This window comes from Pseudomonas sp. LBUM1661 (genome assembly GCF_059695925.1).
On sequence record NZ_CP166794.1, the window covers coordinates 128,712 to 149,994 of the forward strand.

Consider the following 21,283-nt stretch of genomic DNA (forward strand, 5'->3'; position numbering starts at 1 on the left):
ATAAGTCATTAACTATGGCTTAGATGGCCATAGTTCAGATGGTCCGCTAATTGCTTCGATGTTTTGTGCAATTCGTGAACAGCCGTTCATCCACCGGGCTGCCATCCGGCGCAAATCATAGGCGCCCCAGCGGTGCTTGCTGGATAATCGCGCGCCGCCGACTCAGGCCACGTATTTCGGCGCTTTGGCGCAATCGGACGCAGTTGCGTGAAAACCGCGCCAAATTTAAAATAGCGTTCATCGTCAAAAATATGGCGATAAAAAAGGTTTTTTTAATTTCGATCGAATATTACACTTGCGGCATTCAAAATATTGACGATATCATTTTGATGGCGCGCTTCGATGAATTCTGGAGCTGCGTGCTCCCTCTTTTGCCAGCGGCTCGGATAATCTTTTTATGAATCGTACCGACGATATATCGAACCTGTTCAACAGGTTCGGAGCAAGTGCGGAAAGTTATCTCGAGTTCGGTAGCGATTTCGACTACAAGGAAAAGCCGTTGGCACTCGTGCCGACTGCGCCCGAGCCGGTGACCGTCGTCGAGTTGGTCGAGCCGGCGATTCAGGTCAACGAACCCTCGCGGGTGGTTTCTGCAGTCGAGAACGAAACCCCAATGCCGCCCGTCAAGACCGCGCAGCCAGCGGCCCCGCTTCGCCATTTGCTGGCCGAAGTAGCGCTCGCGCGTCAGGCCGAAGCGCAAGCACGCAACGATGAGGCACTGCGTCGAGTGCTGCCCCTCGGTCGTCCGGCCAAGACCAGGGCCCACGTTATTGCGCTGGTATCGGCCAAGGGCGGCGTTGGCAAAAGTACGCTGGCCTCGGCACTGGCCACCACTTTGCGTGTAGACGGCGGCCGGACACTGGCCATCGATCTCGATCCGCAAAACGCCTTGCAATACCACTTGGGTGCCGAGCCGGATGTGGCGGGCATGGCCACGGCCAGCCTCAAGGGTGAAAGCTGGAATTCACTGCTGTTGGCCGGCTCTGCAGGTTCATTGTTGCTGCCATACGGCTCGGTGACTGAAGACGAGCGTCGGACGCTGGAACGCTACATGGACCACGATCGTTACTGGCTGGCCCGTCAATTGGCGGGCATGGACCTGAGCGAAAACGATGTGGTGATTCTCGATACGCCGCCGGGTCGCACGACTTACCTGGATCAGGCGTTGATGGTGGCCGATCAAGTGCTGGTCGTCGTCACGACCGATGCAGCGTGTTTCGTCACGCTGGACCCGATGGAGCGCTTGCTGGACGAGTGCATGGCCCACGGTCAGGCGCCGCAGTGCAATTACGTGATCAGCCAGTTCGACAGCTCCCGGGTGTTCTGCCGGGACATGCACGAAGTGCTCAAGCGTCGCCTGGGCTCACGCCTGCTGGGTGTCGTGGCGCTGGATCATGCCGTCGGCGAAGCGTTGGCGTACGGTCAAAACCCGTTGTTGGAGGCAGAGTCGTCCCCGGCCTGCCAGGACATGCTGATGCTGAGTGACAAGCTCAAGGCGCAGTTGAAATCAATGGATGTTGCAGAGTCATTCGCCTCGTGATTAACACCCCGGTTCAAGACACGGTCACCCTGACTCGTTCGCAGCGTTGGGCACAAGCGTTCTCCGATCGCCTGGACAACCTGCCCAAGGCATTGCGTCGGGCGCTGACGCTCGGCGTGACCCTGCTGTGCGGCCTGCTGGCGCTGTTCATCATTACCGTGCCCTTCGAGTTGTATTCGCAGTGCATTTTCGCCCTCGGCTGCTTTATTGCGGCCATGGTGCTGCGCAAGATTCCCGGGCGCCTGACGGTGCTGATACTCATCGGGCTGTCACTCACCGCTTCCCTGCGTTACATGTACTGGCGACTCACCTCTACCCTTGGGTTCGAGGGTTGGGTCGACATGCTGTTCGGCTACGGTTTGGTCATGGCCGAGTTGTACGCATTGATCGTGCTGGTGTTCGGTTACCTGCAAACCGCGTGGCCGTTGCGCCGCAAACCGGTGCTGATGAGCAGCCCGCCGAGCGAATGGCCAACGGTCGATGTGTTCATTCCTTCGTACAACGAAACGCTCGACATCGTAAAAGTCACGATCTTCGCCGCTCAGGCCATCGACTGGCCTCAGGACAAGTTGCGCGTGCATGTGCTGGACGACGGTCGCCGTGAAGACTTTCGCGAGTTCTGCGAGCAGATTGGCGTGGGTTACATCGTTCGTGACAACAACCGCCATGCCAAGGCCGGCAACCTGAACGAAGCGCTCAAGGTCACCAGCGGCGAGTACGTGACCATTTTCGACGCCGACCACGTGCCGACGCGTTCTTTCCTGCAGGTGTGCATCGGCTGGTTCCTCAAGGACCCGAAGTTGGCGATGTTGCAAACGCCGCACTTCTTTTTCTCGCCCGACCCGTTCGAGAAAAACCTCAACACCTTCCGTTCCGTGCCGAACGAAGGCGAGTTGTTCTACGGGCTGGTGCAAGACGGCAACGACTTGTGGAATGCGACCTTCTTCTGCGGTTCCTGCGCGGTCATCCGTCGTGAACCGCTGCTGGAAATCGGTGGCGTGGCCGTCGAGACCGTGACCGAAGATGCGCACACCGCGCTCAAACTGAACCGCGCCGGCTACAACACCGCGTACCTGGCCATTCCTCAGGCGGCAGGCCTGGCGACGGAAAGCCTGTCGCGGCACATCAGCCAACGGATTCGTTGGGCACGCGGGATGGCGCAGATTTTCCGCACCGACAATCCGCTGTTCGGCAAAGGGCTGAAGCTGGGTCAGCGTCTGTGCTACTTGAACGCCATGCTGCACTTTTTCTACGGCTTGCCGCGCCTGGCGTTTCTCACCGCGCCGTTGGCCTTCCTGTTTTTCGATGCGCAGATTTTCCACGCGTCGGCCTTGATGATTACTGCCTACGTGTTGCCGCACATCCTTCACGCCAGTTTGACCAACTCCAGCATCCAGGGGCGTTTCCGCCACTCGTTCTGGAACGAAGTCTACGAGACGGTGCTGGCCTGGTACATCATGGGCCCGGTGCTGATGGCGCTGGTCAATCCCAAGTTCGGTGGCTTCAACGTGACCGACAAGGGCGGGGTGATCGACAAGAAATTCTTTGAATGGAAACTCGCCCGTCCCTACATCGTCCTGCTGACCTTGAACGTCGCCGGCCTGATCTACGGCGTGGTGCGGCTGATGGAAGGTGCTGAAGGCGCCATGACCACGATCCTGATCAACCTGGCGTGGACCGTCTACAACATCATCATCACCAGTGCCTCGGTGGCGGTGGCCAGCGAAACCCGTCAGGTCCGTTCCGAACCGCGCGTGGCGGCGGCCTTGCCGATGCGCCTGACCCGTGCCGACGGCAGCACCCTCGACGGCGTGACCCAGGATTTCTCGCAAAAAGGCCTGGGCTTCCGGTTGCCGGACGGCGCCAGCGTTCCCCAAGGCGAGCGCGTGCAGATCTCGCTGTTCCGTAATCAACAACTGAGTGTGTTTCCAGCCATCGTCGTGTTCAGTCGTGACGGGCTGCTGGGGGCGCAATTCGATCAGCTGACCCTGCGTCAGCAAAGCGAACTGGTCCGCCTGACCTTCTCGCGTGCCGATACCTGGGCATCGACCTGGGGCAGCGGTCAAGTCGATACACCGTTGGCCGCCTTGCGCGATGTCAGCGGTATCGGCCTTCGCGGTATCTACGAGCTCTTCAAAGCCACGGCCATGGAAGTGCGGAACCTGTTCCGCCGGCATCGCCCCACCTCACCCCCCCTAGAAAACGTTTTGGACAAGTGATGAACTCGAAGTCTTTCGCTTTCGGTAACCTGCGCGACCGCGCATTGACACGCCTGGTGTGCGCCTTTCTGGCTTTGGGTGGTGGCGCGACGGCATTCGCCGAGACCGCGCCAGTGGACGTGGCGCCGGGTGCCAATAGCTACAGCGTGACGCTCAAGCAGTTGGGCCGGAACTATCCGATGAGCCTGCGCGGGGTGGAGTCCACCGACAGCGTCAACTTCGATGTGCGTGCCGATTCGATCGTGACCGGCGCCAAGCTGACGTTGCAGTACACCTATTCGCCGGCGCTGCTGGCCGAGCTCTCGCAGATCAACGTCATCGTCAACGATGAAGTGGCGGCGAGCCTGCCATTGCCCAAGGAAAACGCCGGGCAACTGCAGAAGCAGGTGGTCGATATTCCGGCGCACCTGATCACTGAATTCAACCGCTTGAGCCTGCAATTCGTCGGTCACTACACCATGGGCTGTGAAGACCCCCAGCACTCCAGCCTGTGGGCGAAAATCAGCAACGCGACCGAGCTGAGCATTGAAGTATCGCCGCTGGCCCTGCCGAACGACTTGTCGATCATGCCGCTGCCGTTCTTCGATCGTCGCGATGCCCGTGCGTTGAACCTGCCATTCGTATTCGCCGGCACGCCGGACAACACCACCCTGGAAGCTGCCGGCGCACTGTCGTCGTGGTTTGGTGCACAGGCCAGCTATCGCGGCGCGACGTTCTCTACGCGCTTCAATCAGATTCCGGCCCACGGCAACGCCGTGATCGTGCTGAGTGGCCCCGATGCGCTGCAACTCGGCGGGCTGAGCTTGCCGGCGGCCAAGGGCCCGACCCTGTCCGTGATGAGCAACCCCAACGACGCCAACGGCAAGTTGCTGGTGATCACCGGTCGCGACAGCACCGAACTCAAGCGTGCCGTCACTGCACTGGTACTCGGCAGCCAGGCGCTGTCGGGCAACAGCGTGGTGATCGATCGCCTCGATGCGCTGCAACCGCGCAAGCCTTACGACGCGCCGAACTGGTTGCCGAGCGATCGCCCGGTCAAGCTCGGCGAGCTGCTGCCGGCCAAGCAATTCAACGTCTCCGGCTACAACCCGGGCGACATCACCGTGCCGCTGAACTTCCCGCCCGACCTGTTTACCTGGCGTGATGAAGGCGCACCGCTGAACCTCAAGTACCGCTACACGCCACAAGAAAAATCGACCAATTCATCGTTCATCATCAGCTTCAACGATGCCTTGATTCAGTCACAGAGCCTGCTGTCCCAGGACAAGCTCGACAGCGGTGTACTCAGCGCCCTGAAACTCAACGACACGCTGGGCCGCGAAACCCGCGTGCGCCTGCCGTTGAATTCGGTGGCGCTGCAATCGCGCCTGCAGTTGCGCTACATGTTCGACTACATCAAGCAAGGCGAGTGTGGCGACATCATCATCGACAACATGCGCGGCAGTGTCGATCCGGAATCGACCCTGGACCTGAGCGGCTACGACCACTTCATGGCGATGCCGAACCTCGGCGTGTTCAAGGATGCGGGCTTCCCGTTCACGCGCCTGGCTGACCTGTCGCAAACCGCCGTGGTGCTGCCGGACAATGCCGGTGCTCCCGAGCTGGATGCCTACCTGACCGTGCTCGGTCGTTTTGGCCAGTCTACCGGTTACCCGGCCACAGGCGTGCAGGTGATGCAGGCGGCGCAGGTCCAGGCGGCGGCTGATAAAGATTTGCTGGTGCTGGCTTCCGGCGCCAATCAGCCATTGCTGACCCAATGGGCGGATCGCCTGCCGGCGGCCGATACCGGTGGCCAGCAGAGCTTCCACTTGTCTGATCTGCCGATGCGCGTACGTGACTGGTTCAGTCCCGATCCGGACGCGAATCAGCGCAAGGCCCGTCTGGCCATGGCGTTCTCCGGCGGTGAACGCAGCACTTACCTGACCGGTTTCGAATCGCCGCTGAAAAGTGGCCGCAGTGTGGTGGTGATCGCCAGCGGTCAACCGGCGGGTCTGGCGGAAGCGACCAACGCCTTGATCGGCGGCGAAGATTACACCCAGACGATCCAGGGCAGCCTGGTAGTGGTGCGCGGCAAAACCATCGAACCCCTGGTGGCGGACGAGCAGTACTACGTCGGCAACCTGGGCCCGATCAAATACCTGCAATGGCTGATGTCGCGCCATGTGCTGTTGACGCTGCTGCTGACCGGTCTCGGTGTGCTGTTGCTCAGCTGCCTGGCCTATCTGGCGCTGCGTTCGCGCGCCAAACAGCGGTTGGGTCACTGAGTTCACCATGAATAGCCTCGGGATCAACCGTTATTACCTGTCCCCCGCGCGCCGCTGGCGCCGGGCCGTGCTGTGGCTGGCCGGTACGCTGGCGTCCTTGAGCCTGGCGCCGGTCATGGCTGACGAGACGGCGTGCAAGAACGCCGACTGGCCGCTGTGGCAAACCTATGCCGCACGCTACGTGCAAAACGACGGACGCCTGCTGGAGTCCAGCGTCGAGCCCAATCACAGCACCTCCGAAGGCCAGTCCTACGCGATGGTGTTTGCGTTGATCGGCAACGACCGCGAGCGCTTCGATGCGTTGTGGAAATGGACCGCCGCCAACATGGCCGGTGCCGACGTCAGCCACCGCCTGCCGGGCTGGTTGTGGGGGCAGGGCAAGGACGGCAAATGGCAATTGCAGGACGCCAACTCGGCGTCCGATTCGGACCTGTGGATCACCTACGCGCTGCTCGAAGCGGCGCGGCTGTGGCAGCGTCCGGACTATCGCGAAGACGCCCTGCGTCTGCTCAAGAACATTGAAACCAAACTGGTGGTCAACCTGCCGGGCCTGGGCAAAATGGTGTTGCCGGGGCCGGAAGGTTTTGTCCAGCCCGATCACCTGTGGCGCCTGAACCCGAGCTATTTGCCGCTGCCGCTGCTGCGTCGACTGGCCAAGGAAGCGCCGACCGGGCCCTGGAAAGAAATCGCTGCAAACAGCGTGAAAATGGTCAGCGCATCCAGTCCTAAAGGTTACGTGGCCGACTGGATCGGCTACCGCGCCACCGCGCCGCAAGCCGGGTTGTTCGTGGTCGATCCGATCAAGGGCGAGTTGGGCAGTTATGACGCCATTCGTGTCTACCTGTGGGCCGGCATGACGTCCAAGTCCGACCCGTTGGCGGCGCCGTTACTGGCGCGACTGGACGGTATGTCGAGCAGCACGGCGTCCACCGGCATTCCGCCGGAAAAGGTCCAGGCCATCAGTGGTGCCGTCGAAGGCCAGGGCCCGTTCGGCTATTCTGCCGCGCTGATTCCGTACTTCCAGGCCAAGGGGCAGCCGTGGCTGGCCGAGCAGCAGCAACGTCGGGCCGAAGAAGCCTTGAACGCGGCGCTGGCTAATGCCGAGGGCACAAGTGCCGAACCGCTGTATTACAACGCCATGCTTAGTCTGTTCGCACTCGGCTGGGCTGAAAAACGCTATCAGTTTCGTGATGACGGAACACTCAAATTGTCTTGGGAGACGTCATGCGTCCGCGCCGTCACACGCTAGCCATCGGTATTCTTACCGCCTTCATCGGCACCGCTGCCCACGCTGAAACCACTGACGTACAAGCGCGTCTGGTTGAACAAGGCCAATACTGGCAGACCCGGGATAACGCTGCGCGCGCCGCGGAAGCCTGGGAAAAAGTCCTGCGCCTTGACCCTAACCAGCCCGATGCGCTCTACGGCATGGGCCTGATCGGCGTCAAACAGAACAAGCCCGAGCAGGCTCAGCAATACCTGGCGCGCTTGCAGGCGCTGTCGCCGCGGCCATGGCTGGCGGCGCAGCTGGAACAGGACATCGCCCTGGCCCAGCCGCAAAACATCGCCCTGCTCGATGAAGCCCGACGCCTGGCCGATGGCGACCAGCGTGACCAGGCCACCGAAGTGTTCCGTAAACTGTTCGCCGGCCGTACGCCCGAGGGCAAGGTCGGCCGCGAGTTCTACACCAACCTGGCCTTCAATGACGCCAGCTGGCCCGAGGCCCGCAAAGGCCTGGAGCGCTTGCTGCGCGAGACGCCGAATGACTCGATCCTGGCGCTGTTCCTGGCCAAGCATCTGGTGCGTCACGAAGACAGCCGCCCAGACGGCATTCGTGCCCTGGCCAAGCTGTCGACCCGTACGGACATTGCCGGTGACGCCGACGAGAGCTGGCGCCTGGCGCTGGTCTGGACCGGGGCGCCGACGGCGGCGCAGGTGCCGTTGTTCGAAGAGTTCCTGAAGGTGCATCCGGACGATCAGGAAATCCGTGACCTGATGAACAAAGGGAAGTCGCAGTCGAGCACCGCGGGTGCGCCGGCGTGGCAGCAAGACCCGTTAGTGGCTCGCGGGCTTCAGGCGCTGGAGAAGGGCGATCAGGCTGGCGCCGAGCAGGCATTCGCGGCCCGCTTGAAAAACAAACCCGACGACGCCGATGCCCTCGGCGGCCTCGGCGTGGTGCGTCAGCAACAGAACCGTTTCGGCGAAGCCGAGCAGCTGCTCAACCGTGCCATCGCCAATGGCGGTACACGCTGGAAGCCGGCCCTGGACAACGTGCGTTATTGGGCCTTGCTGCAACAGGCCCGCGACCTGGCCAAGACACAACCGGCCAAGGCGCAAGCGACCATCGCTCAGGCGATGCGCCTGAATCCGAACGGTATCGATGCGCGCCTGACCCTCGCCGACATTCAGGCTCAGGCCGGGCAACTGGACGCCGCACAGGCCAACTATCGTCAGGTGTTGAGCGTGCAGCGCGGCAACGCTCAGGCCGTTCAAGGCCTGGTCAATGTGCTGTCGCAAACCGGTCAGGCCGACGAGGCCTTGCGCTTGCTCGACACCTTGCCCGCAGCCCAGCAAGCCGAGATGGGCGGCAGCGCTCGCCTGCGTGCGTTGCGTTCAACGCAAGCGGCCAAACTGGCCGAGCAACGCGGCGATACGCGTGGTGCGCAGCAAGCTTTGGTGCAGGCCGTTCAGGACGATCCGGATAACGTCTGGACCCGTTTCGACCTGGCGCGGCTGTACCTCAAGACCGGCGAATCACAAAAAGCCCGCGACCTGATCGACAGCTATTTGAAAGCGCATCCGAGCAACATCGATGCGCTGTACACCAGTGCCTTGCTCTCGGTGGAGATGGAACAGTGGAACGCCGCACAAGCGACCATCAGCCGCATTCCGGTCGAGCGTCGCACCGCTGACATGCAGGAACTGGCCGACCAGATCACCCTCACCGTGCAGATCAAACTGGCGGCGAGCATCGCCAAGCGTGGCCAGCGTCAGGAAGCCCTGGCCCTGCTCGACCGCTTGCAACCGGTGGCCAGCCGCAGCCCTGACCGCATGGCGACCCTGGCCGCCGCCTATGTCGACGCCGGTGATTCGGCCCGCGCGCAATCGATGATGCAAGACGTGATTGCGCGGACGCCGACGCCGTCCGCAGACCTGATGCTGCAATACGCCAACCTGCAACTCAAGACGGGCGACGACGCGCAGGTCAACTCGATCCTGCGCGGTTTGCAAAATCAGCAGATGAGCGTGGCCACGCGCAAACGCTACGACGACGTGCTGTACCAATACCGCATTCGTCAGGCCGATATCCTGCGCGAAAACGGCGATCTGGCGGCGGCCTACGACACGCTGGCACCGGCGCTGGCTTCGCGTCCGGGGGATGTGGGCGCGGTCTCGGCGCTGGCGCGGATGTATGCCAGCAGCGGCGACAATGCCAAGGCGTTTGAACTATACAAACCGCTGTTGCAGCGTCAGCCCAACGATCCGCAAATCTTGCTGAATGCCGCGGATGCAGCGGTTCAGGCCCATGACATTGGCTATGCCGATCGAGCGCTGGAGCAATTCCTCAAGCTGGAAACCTACGACCCGCAATCGCTGACCGAAGCGGCGCGGATCTACCGCAGCATGGGCAAGAGCAGCCAGGCCACCGAGTTGCTGCGCAAAGCCGTGGCCATCGAACAGAATGAACAGAAACGCAGCCTGACGGCCCAGGCCAACACGTTGAACGTCGCACCGAACCCATTCGTGGGGTTGCCGGGCCAGCGCAATCAGGTAAGCCGCGCACCGGCGGATACCATTCCGGCACCGGCGCTGGCACAACTTGACGCCGCACCGGTCATGGTCGCCAGCAATGCAGCATTGCCCGCCGATGCTTACCCAGGTCAGGCGCAGCCGCGCAGGGTCGCCTCGGGTGCGGAGCGTCAAGCATTGCCGGCCGGGCGCTTTGCCGGTGCCACGGGTAACCCGTTCGCACCGCAAGCCACGGTCAACGTGGCGGTCGATCAAGCCAGTACGGCCCAGCGCGCCCTGGACAACATTCTTCAGGAACGCAGCGGTTACGTGACCCAAGGCGTGACGATTCGCAGCAACGACAGCGAGTCCGGCCTGAGCAAGATGACCGACGTCGAAACGCCGCTGGAAATCAACGTTCCGGTGGGCGATAACCGTTACGCCGTGCGCGTGACCCCGGTGTCGCTGAATGCCGGCAGTGTCGGCAGCGATGCCGCCACGCGCTTCGGCAGCGGCGGAACATCCTCCGACGGCATCGGTTCCCAGCGCGACAAAGGCGTCGGCCTGAGCGTGGCGTATGCCCGACCGGACGAAGGCATCAAGGCTGACATCGGCACCACGCCGATCGGTTTCAAGTACAGCACCGCAGCGGGTGGCGTGAGTGTTGACCGGCCGTTCGCCGACAACTCCAACATGCGTTATGGCGTCGCCGTTTCACGGCGCCCGGTGACCGACAGCGTCACGTCGTTCGCCGGCACCACTGACGAACGCACCGGCCAGTCGTGGGGCGGCGTGACCGCCAACGGCGGCCGTGCACAGCTCAGCTATGACAACCAGGAAGTGGGCAGCTACGGCTACGGTTCGTGGCACAAGTTGCTGGGCCACAACGTCGAATCCAACAGCCGTGCCGAACTGGGCGGCGGCGTGTACTGGTACCTGCGCAATGCCGAGGACAGCAAGCTGACGCTGGGCCTCAGTGCCACTGGCCTGAGCTTCGAGAACAACCAGGACTTCTTCACCTACGGCCATGGCGGTTACTTCAGCCCGCAAAGCTATTTCGCCCTGGGTGTGCCGGTGACGTGGGCGCAGCGCACCGAACGGTTCTCCTATCAGGTCAAGGGCTCGGTGGGCGTTCAGTACTTTGAGCAGGACGCGGTCGATTACTTCCCGAACGACAAAGACCTGCAAGCGGCCAACAACCAGCGATACAAAGGCCAGAACAAGACCGGCGTGGGTTACAGCCTGAGCGGTGCCGGCGAGTACAAATTCGGTTCGAGCTTTTTCCTCGGCGCCAACCTCGGCCTCGACAACGCTCAGGACTACAAGCAATTCACTGGGGCCATGTACCTGCGCTACATGTTCGAAGACATGAACGGCGCAATGGAACTGCCGGTCAGCCCCTACCGTTCCCCTTATTCCAACTGATTTCCTGGAGACTTAAATGCCTTCTTCCGTTCTTGCCGGTATGACCCTTCTGGTTCTGGGTGAAAGCCACATGAGCCTGGCGGACCACTTGATGGAGCCGCTGCAAGCCAACCTGACCCAGCAAGGCGCGATCGTGCATTCGATCGGTGCCTGCGGCGCCAGCGCCGGCGATTGGCTGATCACCAAGAAAGTCGATTGCGGCGCCGAGCAAAAAGGCGATGGCAAGATTGTCATCAAGGGCCGTGAAGCGACCACCACCCCGATCAAAGACCTGATTGCCGCCGACAAGCCTGACCTGGTGGTGCTGGTGATCGGCGACACCATGGCGTCCTACGACAAACCGGTGTTCCCGAAAGCCTGGGCCTGGCAGAACGTGACCGCCCTGGCCAAGGAAATCACCGCCAACGGCGCCAAATGCGCCTGGGTCGGTCCGGCCTGGGGCAAGGAAGGCGGCATGTACAAGAAGAACGATGCGCGGACCAAACTGATGTCGGCGTTCCTGTCGACCAACGTGGCGCCTTGCACCTACATCGACTCGCTGACGTTCTCCAAACCGGGCGAGTGGGTCACCACCGACGGTCAGCACTTCACCGTGGCCGGCTATAAATCCTGGGCCAACGCCATCGGCGGCGCGCTGGCCAAACTGCCGGCCGATGCGGTCAGCAACAAGGGAGCGAAGCAGTAATGCGCGGCCTTTCTGCTGTCTGCGCCGTGGCGGCGCTGTTCTCCAGCGTCAACGTCCTGGCTGCTGAGTTTGCGCTGTACCCCACCGGCCCGAGCGAGGATGCGGCGTTCATCCGTTTCGTCAATGCCAGCACGGCTCCGCTGGACGTGATCGCCCAGGCCGGCCAACCGCCGATGCGCCTGGAAGCGACGCAACCGGTGTCGCTGTTTTTTCCGGTGCAGTCGAGCAGTCCGGTCAAGGGCACCTTGGTCAGCGGCGCGCAAAAACTGGCCATGGACCTGAAAATCGAGCCCGGTGAATTCGCCACCGTGGTCGCGGTGCCGGACGGCAAGGGCATCAAGCAAATCGCCGTGCGCGAACAGCCGGACGATTTCAATGGCCTGAAGGCGTCGCTGGCGTTCTTCAACGTCGACGCTTCGTGCGCCGACGCCAGCCTGCGGCCTGCCGGGCGTCCCGCCGACCTGTTCAAGGCAGTGCCGGTCGACAGCTTGCAACGTCGCTCGATCAACCCGGTCACCCTGTCGGTGCAGCTGGTGTGCGCGAACGCCACCGTCGGTGCGCCGCTGGACCTGGGCGAACTCAAAGCGGGTGAGCGTTACAGCGTGCTGCTGGTGCCTTCGGCCACCGGGCCGCGTCTTTTGAACGCCACGGACACTCTGTCCCACTGATCGGATTCTGCCGCTGCCATGGTCTTCGCCTCACTCGAGTTCCTGACGCTGTTCCTGCCTGCGTTTTTGCTGGTGTATGCCCTGGGCAAACCGGCTTGGCGCAACGTCATCCTGCTGATCGGCAGCTGGCTGTTCTATGGCTGGCTGAGCCCGCTGTTCCTGACCCTGCACGTGGTGTTGACCATCGTCGCCTGGGTCGGTGGCTTGCTGGTGGACCGTTCCCGCGAGGACTCGAAGGGACGCGTGCGGCTGTTGATCGCGTTGATCGTGTTCAACACCGCCGTGCTGTGCTGGTACAAATACGCCAACATCCTGGCCGGGACCTGGAGTGAGCTGATCACTTACTACGGCGCCATGCCGCTGGAATGGCAGCGGGTGGCGCTGCCGGCGGGGCTGTCGTTTATTGTCTTGCAGGCGATTTCCTACCTGGTGGACGTGCACCGCCACACGGTGCCGGTGGAGCGCAGCTTCATTAATTACGCGACGTACATTTCGATGTTCGGGCACTCGATTGCCGGGCCGATCATTCGTTATGACTGGGTACGTCGTGAACTCACGCAGCGCTATTTTGGCTGGCAGAATTTCTCGCTCGGCGCTCGCCGCTTCATGATCGGCATGTGCATGAAAGTGCTGGTGGCGGACACGTTGTCGCCACTGGTGGACGTTGCGTTCCACCTGGAAAACCCTTCCTTCGTCGACGCCTGGATCGGTTGCCTGGCTTACTCGCTGCAACTGTTTTTCGACTTCGCCGGTTACAGCGCCATGGCGATCGGCCTGGGCCTGATGCTGGGTTTCCACTTCCCGGAAAACTTCAACCGGCCGTACCTGGCCAGTAGCATTCAGGACTTCTGGCGGCGCTGGCACTTGTCGCTATCGAGCTGGCTGCGTGACTACCTGTACATCGCCCTTGGCGGTAACCGCAATGGCGCGTGGAAGACCTATCGCAATCTGTTCCTGACCATGGCCATTGCCGGCCTGTGGCACGGCGGCGACAGTTGGAACTACCTCTTGTGGGGCTCGGCCCACGGCATCGCCCTGTGCGTTGATCGCCTATGGTCTCGCTCAAGCTTGCCGAGGATTCCATCCGTGTTGTCGCACACCTTGACGCTGCTGTTTGTGTTCCTGGCGTGGACCTTGTTCCGCGCGCCGGATTTCCATTCGGCGATGACCATGTATGCCGGACAGTTCGGCCTGCACGGGTTTGCATTGGGTGATGCGCTGGCGGTGACGCTGCGCCCGGCCCACGGCATCGCGGCGTTGCTCGGTGTGGTGTGCATCGTTGCGCCGTTGCTGCACAACCGGTATGAGCAACGGTTTGGCGGCCATGCGCTGTTTGCACCGATGGCGGCCGTGTGGCCGGTGGCGGGTTTCCTGCTTTCGTTCGCGTTGATCGCGAGCCGTGAAGCGGTGCCCTTCCTGTACTTCCAGTTCTGATGACCGCGCCCATGACTTCCTCGTCCCCTGCACCGGCTCAACCCAGCGAACTGACTGCCCGTATCAGCAACGTATCGGGCGTTGTGTTCGTGGCTTTTCTGGCGATTGGTTTCGCCTCCTGCACCTGGCTGCTGTTGAGCGGAAAAGTCGAAATGCTGCCGCCCAAGCTCACCCAGCAGGCTGCCCTGGAAGGCGATGTCACCCACAAGATCGCCAAGCAACTGTCCAAGGCGGTGGTGCCCGAGCGGGCGGCGGACCTGGAGCGCGGCGCGAGTTGGCTGGCGCTGCACGATACCGGTCCGCGTGTGCGCTCAGGGTGCCCGGGCTGGCTGTTCCTGACTAATGAAATGCGGATCAATCGCTACGCTCAAGCCAACGCCGACACCAAGGCCGGCGTGGTGCGTGATATCCAGCAACGCCTGGCCAAGCGCGGCATTACGCTGCTGGTGGCGGTGGTGCCGGACAAGAGTCGTATCGCCGCCGCGCAGTTGTGTGACCTGCGTCGCCCAGCACAGCTGCAGGACCGTGTCGTGACGTGGGTCGATGGCCTGAACAAGGCCGGTGTCGCCGCCGTGGACCTGGCGCCGACCCTGCAACCCTTGGGCGCCGACGCGTTCTTGCGCACCGACACCCACTGGAGCGAAATCGGCTCGGCAGCCGCCGCCAAAGCGGTCGCCAGGCAAGTGCAAGCCATGGGCATTAGCGCTACGCCGCAGAAAAACTTCGAGGTGAAGGCGCAAGACCCAGTCCGCCGCCCGGGCGACCTGGTCAGGCTTGCCGGCCTTGAATGGCTGCCACTGAGTTGGCAGCCAACGCCGGAAACCGTGGCCGCCACCCAGATCAGCGAGAAGGCTGCCGAAGCACAAAGCGGCGGCGACAACCTCGACGACCTGTTCGGCGACGATAACCTGCCGAACGTGGCGCTGATCGGGACTTCGTTTTCGCGCAATTCCAACTTCCTGGGCTTCCTGCAACAGGCGTTGGGCGCGCCGATCGGCGACTTCTCCAAGGATGGCGGTGAGTTCTCTGGCGGGGCCAATGGGTATTTCAATAATCCGGCGTTCAAGCAAACGCCGCCGAAATTGATTGTCTGGGAAATTCCTGAGCGGGATTTGCAGACGCCTTACAGCGAAGTGATTGATTGGGCGAAATAAGGTGCGGCTGATGGCCTCTTCGCGGGCGAGCCCGCTCCCACATTGGATTTGCATTCGACCCAGTTCCAATGTGCGGGCTTGCCCGCGATGGCAGCTTCAAAAACAACACACATCAAAAGCCATATCGTTATTCACTAACGGTATTTAAATTCTAATTCTTATACCTATAAAGTCACTCTCCTGCGTACCTGCCGACCAATCGGCGCGCCGCACGACACGAACCAACACGGGACCTCCGTGAGTTTCTGATCGACGCGCGCGCCCTTGAGCGTGCCGTGCGTGGGAGTGATTGTCATGTCAGCCGTCTCTGCGTCTTCAAGCGCCGCGAATATCGCGCCGCAAACCTTCGATGTTCGTCCGTTCAGCGGCGCCGTCGGGGCCGAAATTATCGGTCTGGATTTGTCCCGCCCGATCAATGATCAGGATTTCGCCCGCATCCACCGCGCGCACCTCGATCATCACGTCGTGGTGTTCCGCGACCAGCGCATTACCCCGGAACAACAAATCGCCTTCAGCCGCCGCTTCGGCGTGTTGCAGATCCATGTGCTCAAGCAGTTCCTGCTGGCCGGGCACCCGGAAATCCTCATCGTTTCCAACATCATCGAGAACGGCGTATCCGTTGGCCTCGGTGACGCCGGCAAGTTCTGGCACTCCGACCTTTCCTATAAAGAACTGCCGAGCCTGGGCTCGATGCTCCACGCCCAGGAGCTGCCGTCCGAAGGCGGCGACACGCTGTTCGCCGACATGCACAAAGCCTGGGACAACTTACCCGAGGCACTGCGCAAAGCTGTCGAAGGCCGCTCGGCCGCGCACTCGTACACGGCGCGTTACAGCGAGACCAAATTCGAAGGCAACTGGCGCCCGACCCTGACGCCCGAGCAACTCGCCCAGGTCGCCGAAGTGGTTCACCCGATTGTTCGTACGCACCCGGAGAACGGTCGCAAGGCGTTGTTCGTCAGTGAGGGTTTCACCACCCGCATCGTTGGCTTGCCCGAAGACGAGAGCAAGCAGCTGCTCGACGAGCTCTACGCCCACAGCGTGCTGCCGCAGAACATCTACCGCCATCAATGGCAGCCCCACGACCTGGTGTTCTGGGACAACCGTTCGCTGATCCACCTCGCCGCCGGGTGCCCCAGCTACCTGCGCCGCAAGTTGTATCGCACCACCATCCAGGGCGACGCGCCTGTCTGATTTGTCGGAGATCCATCATGCTCAAACGTCTTTCATTGGCACCGTTGGCCGCGGCCATCGGCCTGGGTTTCAGCTTGCTCGCCAGCAGCCTGGTGGCGCCGCCCGTAGCCCACGCCGAAGGTGAAATCCGCATCGCCGAGCAGTTCGGTATCGTTTACCTGTTGCTCAATGTGGTGCGCGATCAGAACCTGATCGAGAAGTACGGCAAGCAGGAAGGCATCGACATCAAGGTCGACTGGACCCAGCTCTCCGGCGGTGCGGCGGTCAACGACGCGTTGCTCTCCGGCTCCATCGACATTGCCGGCGCGGGCGTCGGTCCGCTGCTGACCATTTGGGACCGTACACACGGCAAGCAGAACGTCAAAGCCGTGGCTTCCCTCGGCAACTTCCCGTACTACCTGGTGAGCAACAATCCCAAGGTCAAAACCATTGCCGACTTCACCGAGAAAGACCGCATCGCGGTGCCGGCGGTGGGCGTGTCGGTGCAGTCGCGCTTTTTGCAGTACGCGGCCGCCAAGCAGTGGGGCGACAAGGAATTCAATCGCCTCGACAAGTACACCATCGCCCTGCCGCACCCGGACGCCACCGCTGCGCTGATCGCCGGGGGCACTGAGCTGAGCGGGCATTTCTCCAACCCGCCGTTCCAGGATCAGGCGCTGGAAAATCCCAACGTGCATGTGGTGCTGAACACCTACGACCTGCTCGGCCCGAATTCGCCGACCGTGCTGTTCGCCACCGAAAAATTCCGCGACGAAAACCCGAAAACTTACAAGGCGTTCGTCGAAGCACTGGCCGAAGCGGCGCAGTTTGCCCAGAACGACAAAGGCGCTGCGGCCGACACGTACATCCGCGTGACCAAGGCCAAAATTGATCGCGCAGCGCTGCTGAAAATCATCGACAACCCGCAGTTCGAATTCAGCGTCACGCCGAAAAATACTTACCCGTTGGCCGAGTTTCTCTACCGCGTCGGCGCGATCAAAAATAAACCGGAATCGTGGAAGGACTACTTCTTCCAGGACACCAAACCGCTGCAAGGGAGCTGACCGAGATGAACGCCCCTTTGCAAGGCCACACGGCCAGCAAACCGATCGCGGCAGCCCAAGCGCTGCTGTCGGTCGACAATGTCAGCCTGGAGTACCGCACGCCACAGCGAGTCGTTCGTGCAACCCATCAAGTCAGTTTCGAGATCGATCCGGCCGACCGCTTCGTGCTGCTCGGTCCGTCCGGTTGCGGTAAATCGACGTTGCTCAAGGCCGTTGCCGGGTTCATCCAACCTTGTGAAGGCGAGATACGTCTCCAGGGCCAAACCGTCAACGCGCCGGGGCCGGACCGGATTGTGGTGTTCCAGGAATTCGATCAACTGCCGCCGTGGAAAACCGTCAAACAGAACGTGATGTTTCCGCTGCTGGCGTCGAAAACCCTCAAGCGCAAAGAAGCTGAAGAGCGGGCGCTGCACTACCTGGAAAAAGTCGGTCTGGCGGCGTTCGCCGATGCCTATCCGCACACGCTTTCTGGCGGCATGAAAGCGCGTGTGGCGATTGCCCGGGCGTTGGCGATGCAGCCGAAAATCCTCTTGATGGACGAGCCCTTCGCCGCCCTCGACGCACTGACCCGGCGCAAGATGCAGGAAGAATTGCTGCTGCTCTGGGAAGAGGTGCGCTTCACCCTGCTGTTCGTCACGCACTCCATCGAAGAAGCGCTGGTGGTGGGCAATCGCATCCTGCTGTTGTCGCCGCATCCGGGGCGGGTGCGGGCGGAAGTCCACAGCCATCAATACAATTTGCACAGCCTCGGTGGCGTGGCGTTCCAGGAATCGGCGCGGCGGATTCATCGGTTGTTGTTCGATGAAGGCCAGTCAGCGGAAACCGAACGTGAACTGGATTTCGCCGACATCCGCATCGCTTATTGACCCCGTTGAGAGGAGGGCCCGATGAGCCAATTATCATCCCCGCGTGAAGAATTCGAAACCGTATTGCAGCCGCTCACCAGCGTACCGCTGGAGCGTGAACTGCCCCTCGGCCAACGGTTGTGGCAACAGGGCTGGCTGCGCAAAAGCCTGATCCTGATACTGCTCGCCGTGCTGTGGGAAGTGGTCGCGCGCGTTCAGAACAACGACCTGCTGCTGCCGGGTTTTCTGCAAACCGCCAGCGCGCTGTATGACGGCCTGCTCAGCGGCGAGTTGCTGGGCAAGGTGTGGATTTCACTGGTCGTATTGCTCAAGGGTTACCTGATCGGCATCGTCCTGGCGTTTGCCCTGACCACCTTGGCAGTGTCGACGCAGTTCGGTCGCGATCTGCTGAGTACCTTGACCTCGATGTTCAACCCGCTGCCGGCAATTGCGCTGTTGCCGCTGGCGCTGCTGTGGTTCGGATTGGGGCAGAACAGCCTGATTTTCGTGCTGGTGCATTCAGTGCTCTGGGCCTTGGCGCTGAACACCTATGCCGGGTTTCTCGGCGTCTCGGAAACCCTGCGCATGGCCGGGCGCAACTACGGCCTCAAGGGCATGCGCTTTGTGCTGTTTATCTTGATTCCGGCTGCACTGCCGTCGATCCTTGCCGGGCTGAAAATTGGCTGGGCGTTTGCGTGGCGTACGTTGATCGCGGCGGAGTTGGTGTTTGGCGCTACCAGCGGCAAGGGTGGGTTGGGCTGGTACATCTTTCAGAATCGCAATGAGCTGTATACGGATAAAGTGTTTGCCGGGTTGGCGGTGGTGATCCTTATCGGGTTGCTGGTGGAGAATCTGGTGTTTGATACGTTGGAACGGGTGACGGTGAAGCGGTGGGGGATGCAGCGGTGAAGAGGATGTCGTCGCTTGCACGACGACATCTTCAAAAGGGTGCGACTTCTTCATTAACGCCTAATCCATTTCTGTACAGTCTTTCCATCACGCATATCAGTAAACGCTCCAAATATGTGTGCTTGGCTAGAGCTTTGTGGCGAATCCGAACTTAGTGGGGACCAGGACGGAGCAGATGACGAAGATGAAGACACAGACGAGGATGAAGACCGTCGAGAAGATGTAGGCGAGTCTGGAAGCAAAGATTTCCAGTTTTCAACAGTACGCGACCAAGGTGTATTGATGCTTCCGCTCGGTTTTAGAGCGAAACGCTTGGAGGTGCTTGCCATTGATGGCGTCGTTGATAGTGAAGGGGATGACGACGTACTGGGTGATGTGGTGCCGACGTAGGAAGTGACACCGGGATAATCCGGCGAACCTCTTCGATCCTGAGTAATGTTGATTCCGTTCGCTGCTCCCTTTCCCGGGGGGGGAGAAGGGGGGATGTTTGAGTTTTTCGACTTAAACACGTTTCGGAACCGTTGCAGCATGGTCGAAAACCAGGAATGCCCTGTTGGATCAAATCGATTGATCGGATCCCCTGCGCAATACATAAACGCATTCAACCCACCCCCACCAAACGGGCTCCAGCTATCCGGGCTATGAAAGCGCATCAGTCGCGGGTTGTAGACGCGATAGCCGTTACCCAGCAAAGACCAACCAATATTCGTTTCACGTAATTGACCGTTGAAGCCCAATCGCGTCGTGATGTGCTGCTGCGCGGATTGCTCGCCGTAGGCGGAATAGGCAATGGCGTTGGTCTTGCCATCAACGATTTCGCCAATGATCGAATGGCTGCTGTTGGTTGCGAACAAAATTGCGAGTTGCCGGGACTGTTTTTCTTGATCAGCAGATTTGGTAAAGCTCATACAGAGCGCTCCACGGTAGGGGACCGAAGAAAACGTGTGTTTTTAGTTTTACGCGCCTCACTAAACTTGAGAACTATCAGAACTGATAGTGACTTTGAATGCGGGCACATGTTTCGAATTTTTCATCCTGATACCGATGGTACTGCCGGTCTAGGTGCGTCCGCTTAGGTTCATCACCGACGACGCACGTCCCATGTTAATGAGTCGCCGTTCCCCGAGGCGGGCGGGTCTCCGCTGGGGTTGCGTGAGCGAGGAGGCGTCGAATCTCTGGATGTTTGAGGAGAAGGGCTTCGAGGTCGAGGTGGAGGGAGGTCCGGAAGTTGCGGGTGCGCCATTCGGGGCGGATGAAAATTAAGGTAGACATTGTCAACAGCGACTCTATTCACTACATAGGTTTGACCACTCTGCGATGCAGCAAAAGTGCCGGGATTCCCGAGTTCCATCCCAAAGGTTGCTTGCTCATACGTTGGTGGAAAATCTGATGTCGTCGGGCTTGCTGCAGCCTTACCCACCTGGAGGGGCCTTCCAGGCGCATGACTTCGCCGTGCAGTAGCGGTGATTGCCATTGGAATCGAGATATTTCTGTTGAAAACCGATCCCGGAGCATTATTGTTTCCTTCACCCTGTGATGGATATTTACCTATAAATTTGTTTTCGGGTTTTGGCCCGAAAATGTAACTCGCAGCCTGAGAAACAGCCGACGCTCCATGTGTTTGTTCAGATTTCACATTTTTTTGCATTTCGTACAAACCGTCGGTGGCACTCTTGAGGTTGACGTTGAAATCTGGGTGGGGTTTATATCCAGAGTACGCTTTTGACAGTTTGTGTTTCGCATAGATTCCCACCGCGACAAAAGGGTTATGCCCTGTCGGGTCCGACCGGTTCACCGGATCCCCCACGCAATACATATACGCATTCAACCCACCCCTACCAAACGGACTCCAACTGTCCGGGCTATGAAACCGCATCAATCGCGGGTTGTAGGCGCGGTAGCCGTTGCCCAGCAAATACCAGCCGATGCTCCGTTCGCGCGTTTGACCGTTGAAGCCCAGTCGCGTTGCGATTTCCTGCGGTGCGGATTGCTCGCCGTAGGTGGAGTAAGCGATGGCGTTAGTCTTGCCATCGACGATTTCGCCAATGATCGAATGGCTGCTGTCGGTCGCCAGCAGCACTGTGCGTTGCCGGCTCGGGTTCTCTTGATCAGCAGGTTTAGCTTGAGTCATATAGAGAGCTCCGCAGGAGTGGGCGCAAGAGTATGCTGGCCTTTAG

16 protein-coding genes are annotated in these 21,283 nt (G+C 60.7%); 14 read left to right on the forward strand and 2 right to left on the reverse strand.

Annotated elements, in window-relative coordinates; translation table 11 throughout:
• Positions 1-74: 74 nt before the first annotated feature.
• From ACA057_RS00635 to ACA057_RS00700, 14 genes are all read left to right on the forward strand, one after another.
• On the forward strand, positions 75-401 hold the full coding sequence (locus tag ACA057_RS00635; protein ID WP_497345144.1) for a hypothetical protein: 327 nt from the start codon (positions 75-77) through the stop codon (positions 399-401).
• Positions 398-1,540: a cellulose biosynthesis protein BcsQ gene (gene bcsQ, locus ACA057_RS00640; RefSeq protein ID WP_497345146.1), complete on the forward strand. Its 1,143-nt coding sequence runs from the start codon at positions 398-400 to the stop codon at positions 1,538-1,540. Before ACA057_RS00635 ends, bcsQ begins: the two co-directional genes overlap by 4 nt.
• On the forward strand, positions 1,537-3,759 hold the full coding sequence (bcsA, locus tag ACA057_RS00645) for a UDP-forming cellulose synthase catalytic subunit (protein ID WP_497345148.1): 2,223 nt from the start codon (positions 1,537-1,539) through the stop codon (positions 3,757-3,759). Before bcsQ ends, bcsA begins: the two co-directional genes overlap by 4 nt.
• Entirely contained in the window at positions 3,759-6,023 is a 2,265-nt protein-coding gene (gene bcsB / locus ACA057_RS00650) for a cellulose biosynthesis cyclic di-GMP-binding regulatory protein BcsB (RefSeq protein WP_497345150.1), read from the forward strand. Before bcsA ends, bcsB begins: the two co-directional genes overlap by 1 nt.
• A gap of 7 nt (positions 6,024-6,030) precedes the next feature.
• Entirely contained in the window at positions 6,031-7,272 is a 1,242-nt protein-coding gene (gene bcsZ, locus ACA057_RS00655) for a cellulose synthase complex periplasmic endoglucanase BcsZ (RefSeq protein WP_497345152.1), read from the forward strand.
• Positions 7,248-11,177, forward strand: coding sequence for a cellulose biosynthesis protein BcsC (locus tag ACA057_RS00660; RefSeq protein WP_497345154.1), 3,930 nt, complete (start codon positions 7,248-7,250; stop codon positions 11,175-11,177). Before bcsZ ends, ACA057_RS00660 begins: the two co-directional genes overlap by 25 nt.
• A gap of 16 nt (positions 11,178-11,193) precedes the next feature.
• Positions 11,194-11,862 carry an SGNH/GDSL hydrolase family protein gene (locus ACA057_RS00665; RefSeq protein WP_401357003.1) on the forward strand — a complete coding sequence of 223 codons (669 nt, stop codon included), beginning with the start codon at positions 11,194-11,196 and terminating at the stop codon, positions 11,860-11,862.
• Complete coding sequence (locus ACA057_RS00670; protein ID WP_497345157.1) at positions 11,862-12,530, forward strand: alginate O-acetyltransferase AlgF; 669 nt, start codon at positions 11,862-11,864, stop codon at positions 12,528-12,530. The genes ACA057_RS00665 and ACA057_RS00670 overlap by 1 nt, the downstream gene beginning before the upstream one ends.
• Before the next feature lie 18 nt (positions 12,531-12,548).
• Entirely contained in the window at positions 12,549-13,964 is a 1,416-nt protein-coding gene (locus ACA057_RS00675) for an MBOAT family O-acyltransferase (protein ID WP_497345159.1), read from the forward strand.
• An 11-nt stretch (positions 13,965-13,975) separates the two neighbouring features.
• Complete coding sequence (locus ACA057_RS00680; protein WP_497345161.1) at positions 13,976-15,118, forward strand: alginate O-acetyltransferase AlgX-related protein; 1,143 nt, start codon at positions 13,976-13,978, stop codon at positions 15,116-15,118.
• 294 nt (positions 15,119-15,412) lie between these two features.
• A complete protein-coding gene (locus ACA057_RS00685) occupies positions 15,413-16,309 on the forward strand; it encodes a TauD/TfdA dioxygenase family protein (protein WP_497345163.1) in 897 nt (298 codons plus the stop codon).
• Positions 16,310-16,326: 17 nt separating this feature from the next.
• Positions 16,327-17,352: an ABC transporter substrate-binding protein gene (locus ACA057_RS00690; RefSeq protein ID WP_497345165.1), complete on the forward strand. Its 1,026-nt coding sequence runs from the start codon at positions 16,327-16,329 to the stop codon at positions 17,350-17,352.
• Between the two features lie 5 nt (positions 17,353-17,357).
• Complete coding sequence (locus tag ACA057_RS00695; RefSeq protein ID WP_497345167.1) at positions 17,358-18,218, forward strand: ABC transporter ATP-binding protein; 861 nt, start codon at positions 17,358-17,360, stop codon at positions 18,216-18,218.
• Positions 18,219-18,239: 21 nt separating this feature from the next.
• On the forward strand, positions 18,240-19,106 hold the full coding sequence (locus ACA057_RS00700) for an ABC transporter permease (protein ID WP_497345169.1): 867 nt from the start codon (positions 18,240-18,242) through the stop codon (positions 19,104-19,106).
• A 53-nt stretch (positions 19,107-19,159) separates the two neighbouring features.
• On the opposite strand, the gene ACA057_RS00705 is transcribed toward ACA057_RS00700, so the two are convergent.
• Positions 19,160-20,014: an RHS repeat-associated core domain-containing protein gene (locus ACA057_RS00705; RefSeq protein ID WP_497345171.1), complete on the reverse strand. Its 855-nt coding sequence runs from the start codon at positions 20,012-20,014 to the stop codon at positions 19,160-19,162.
• Between the two features lie 173 nt (positions 20,015-20,187).
• Positions 20,188-21,237 carry an RHS repeat-associated core domain-containing protein gene (locus ACA057_RS00710; RefSeq protein WP_497345173.1) on the reverse strand — a complete coding sequence of 350 codons (1,050 nt, stop codon included), beginning with the start codon at positions 21,235-21,237 and terminating at the stop codon, positions 20,188-20,190.
• Positions 21,238-21,283: the final 46 nt, after the last annotated feature.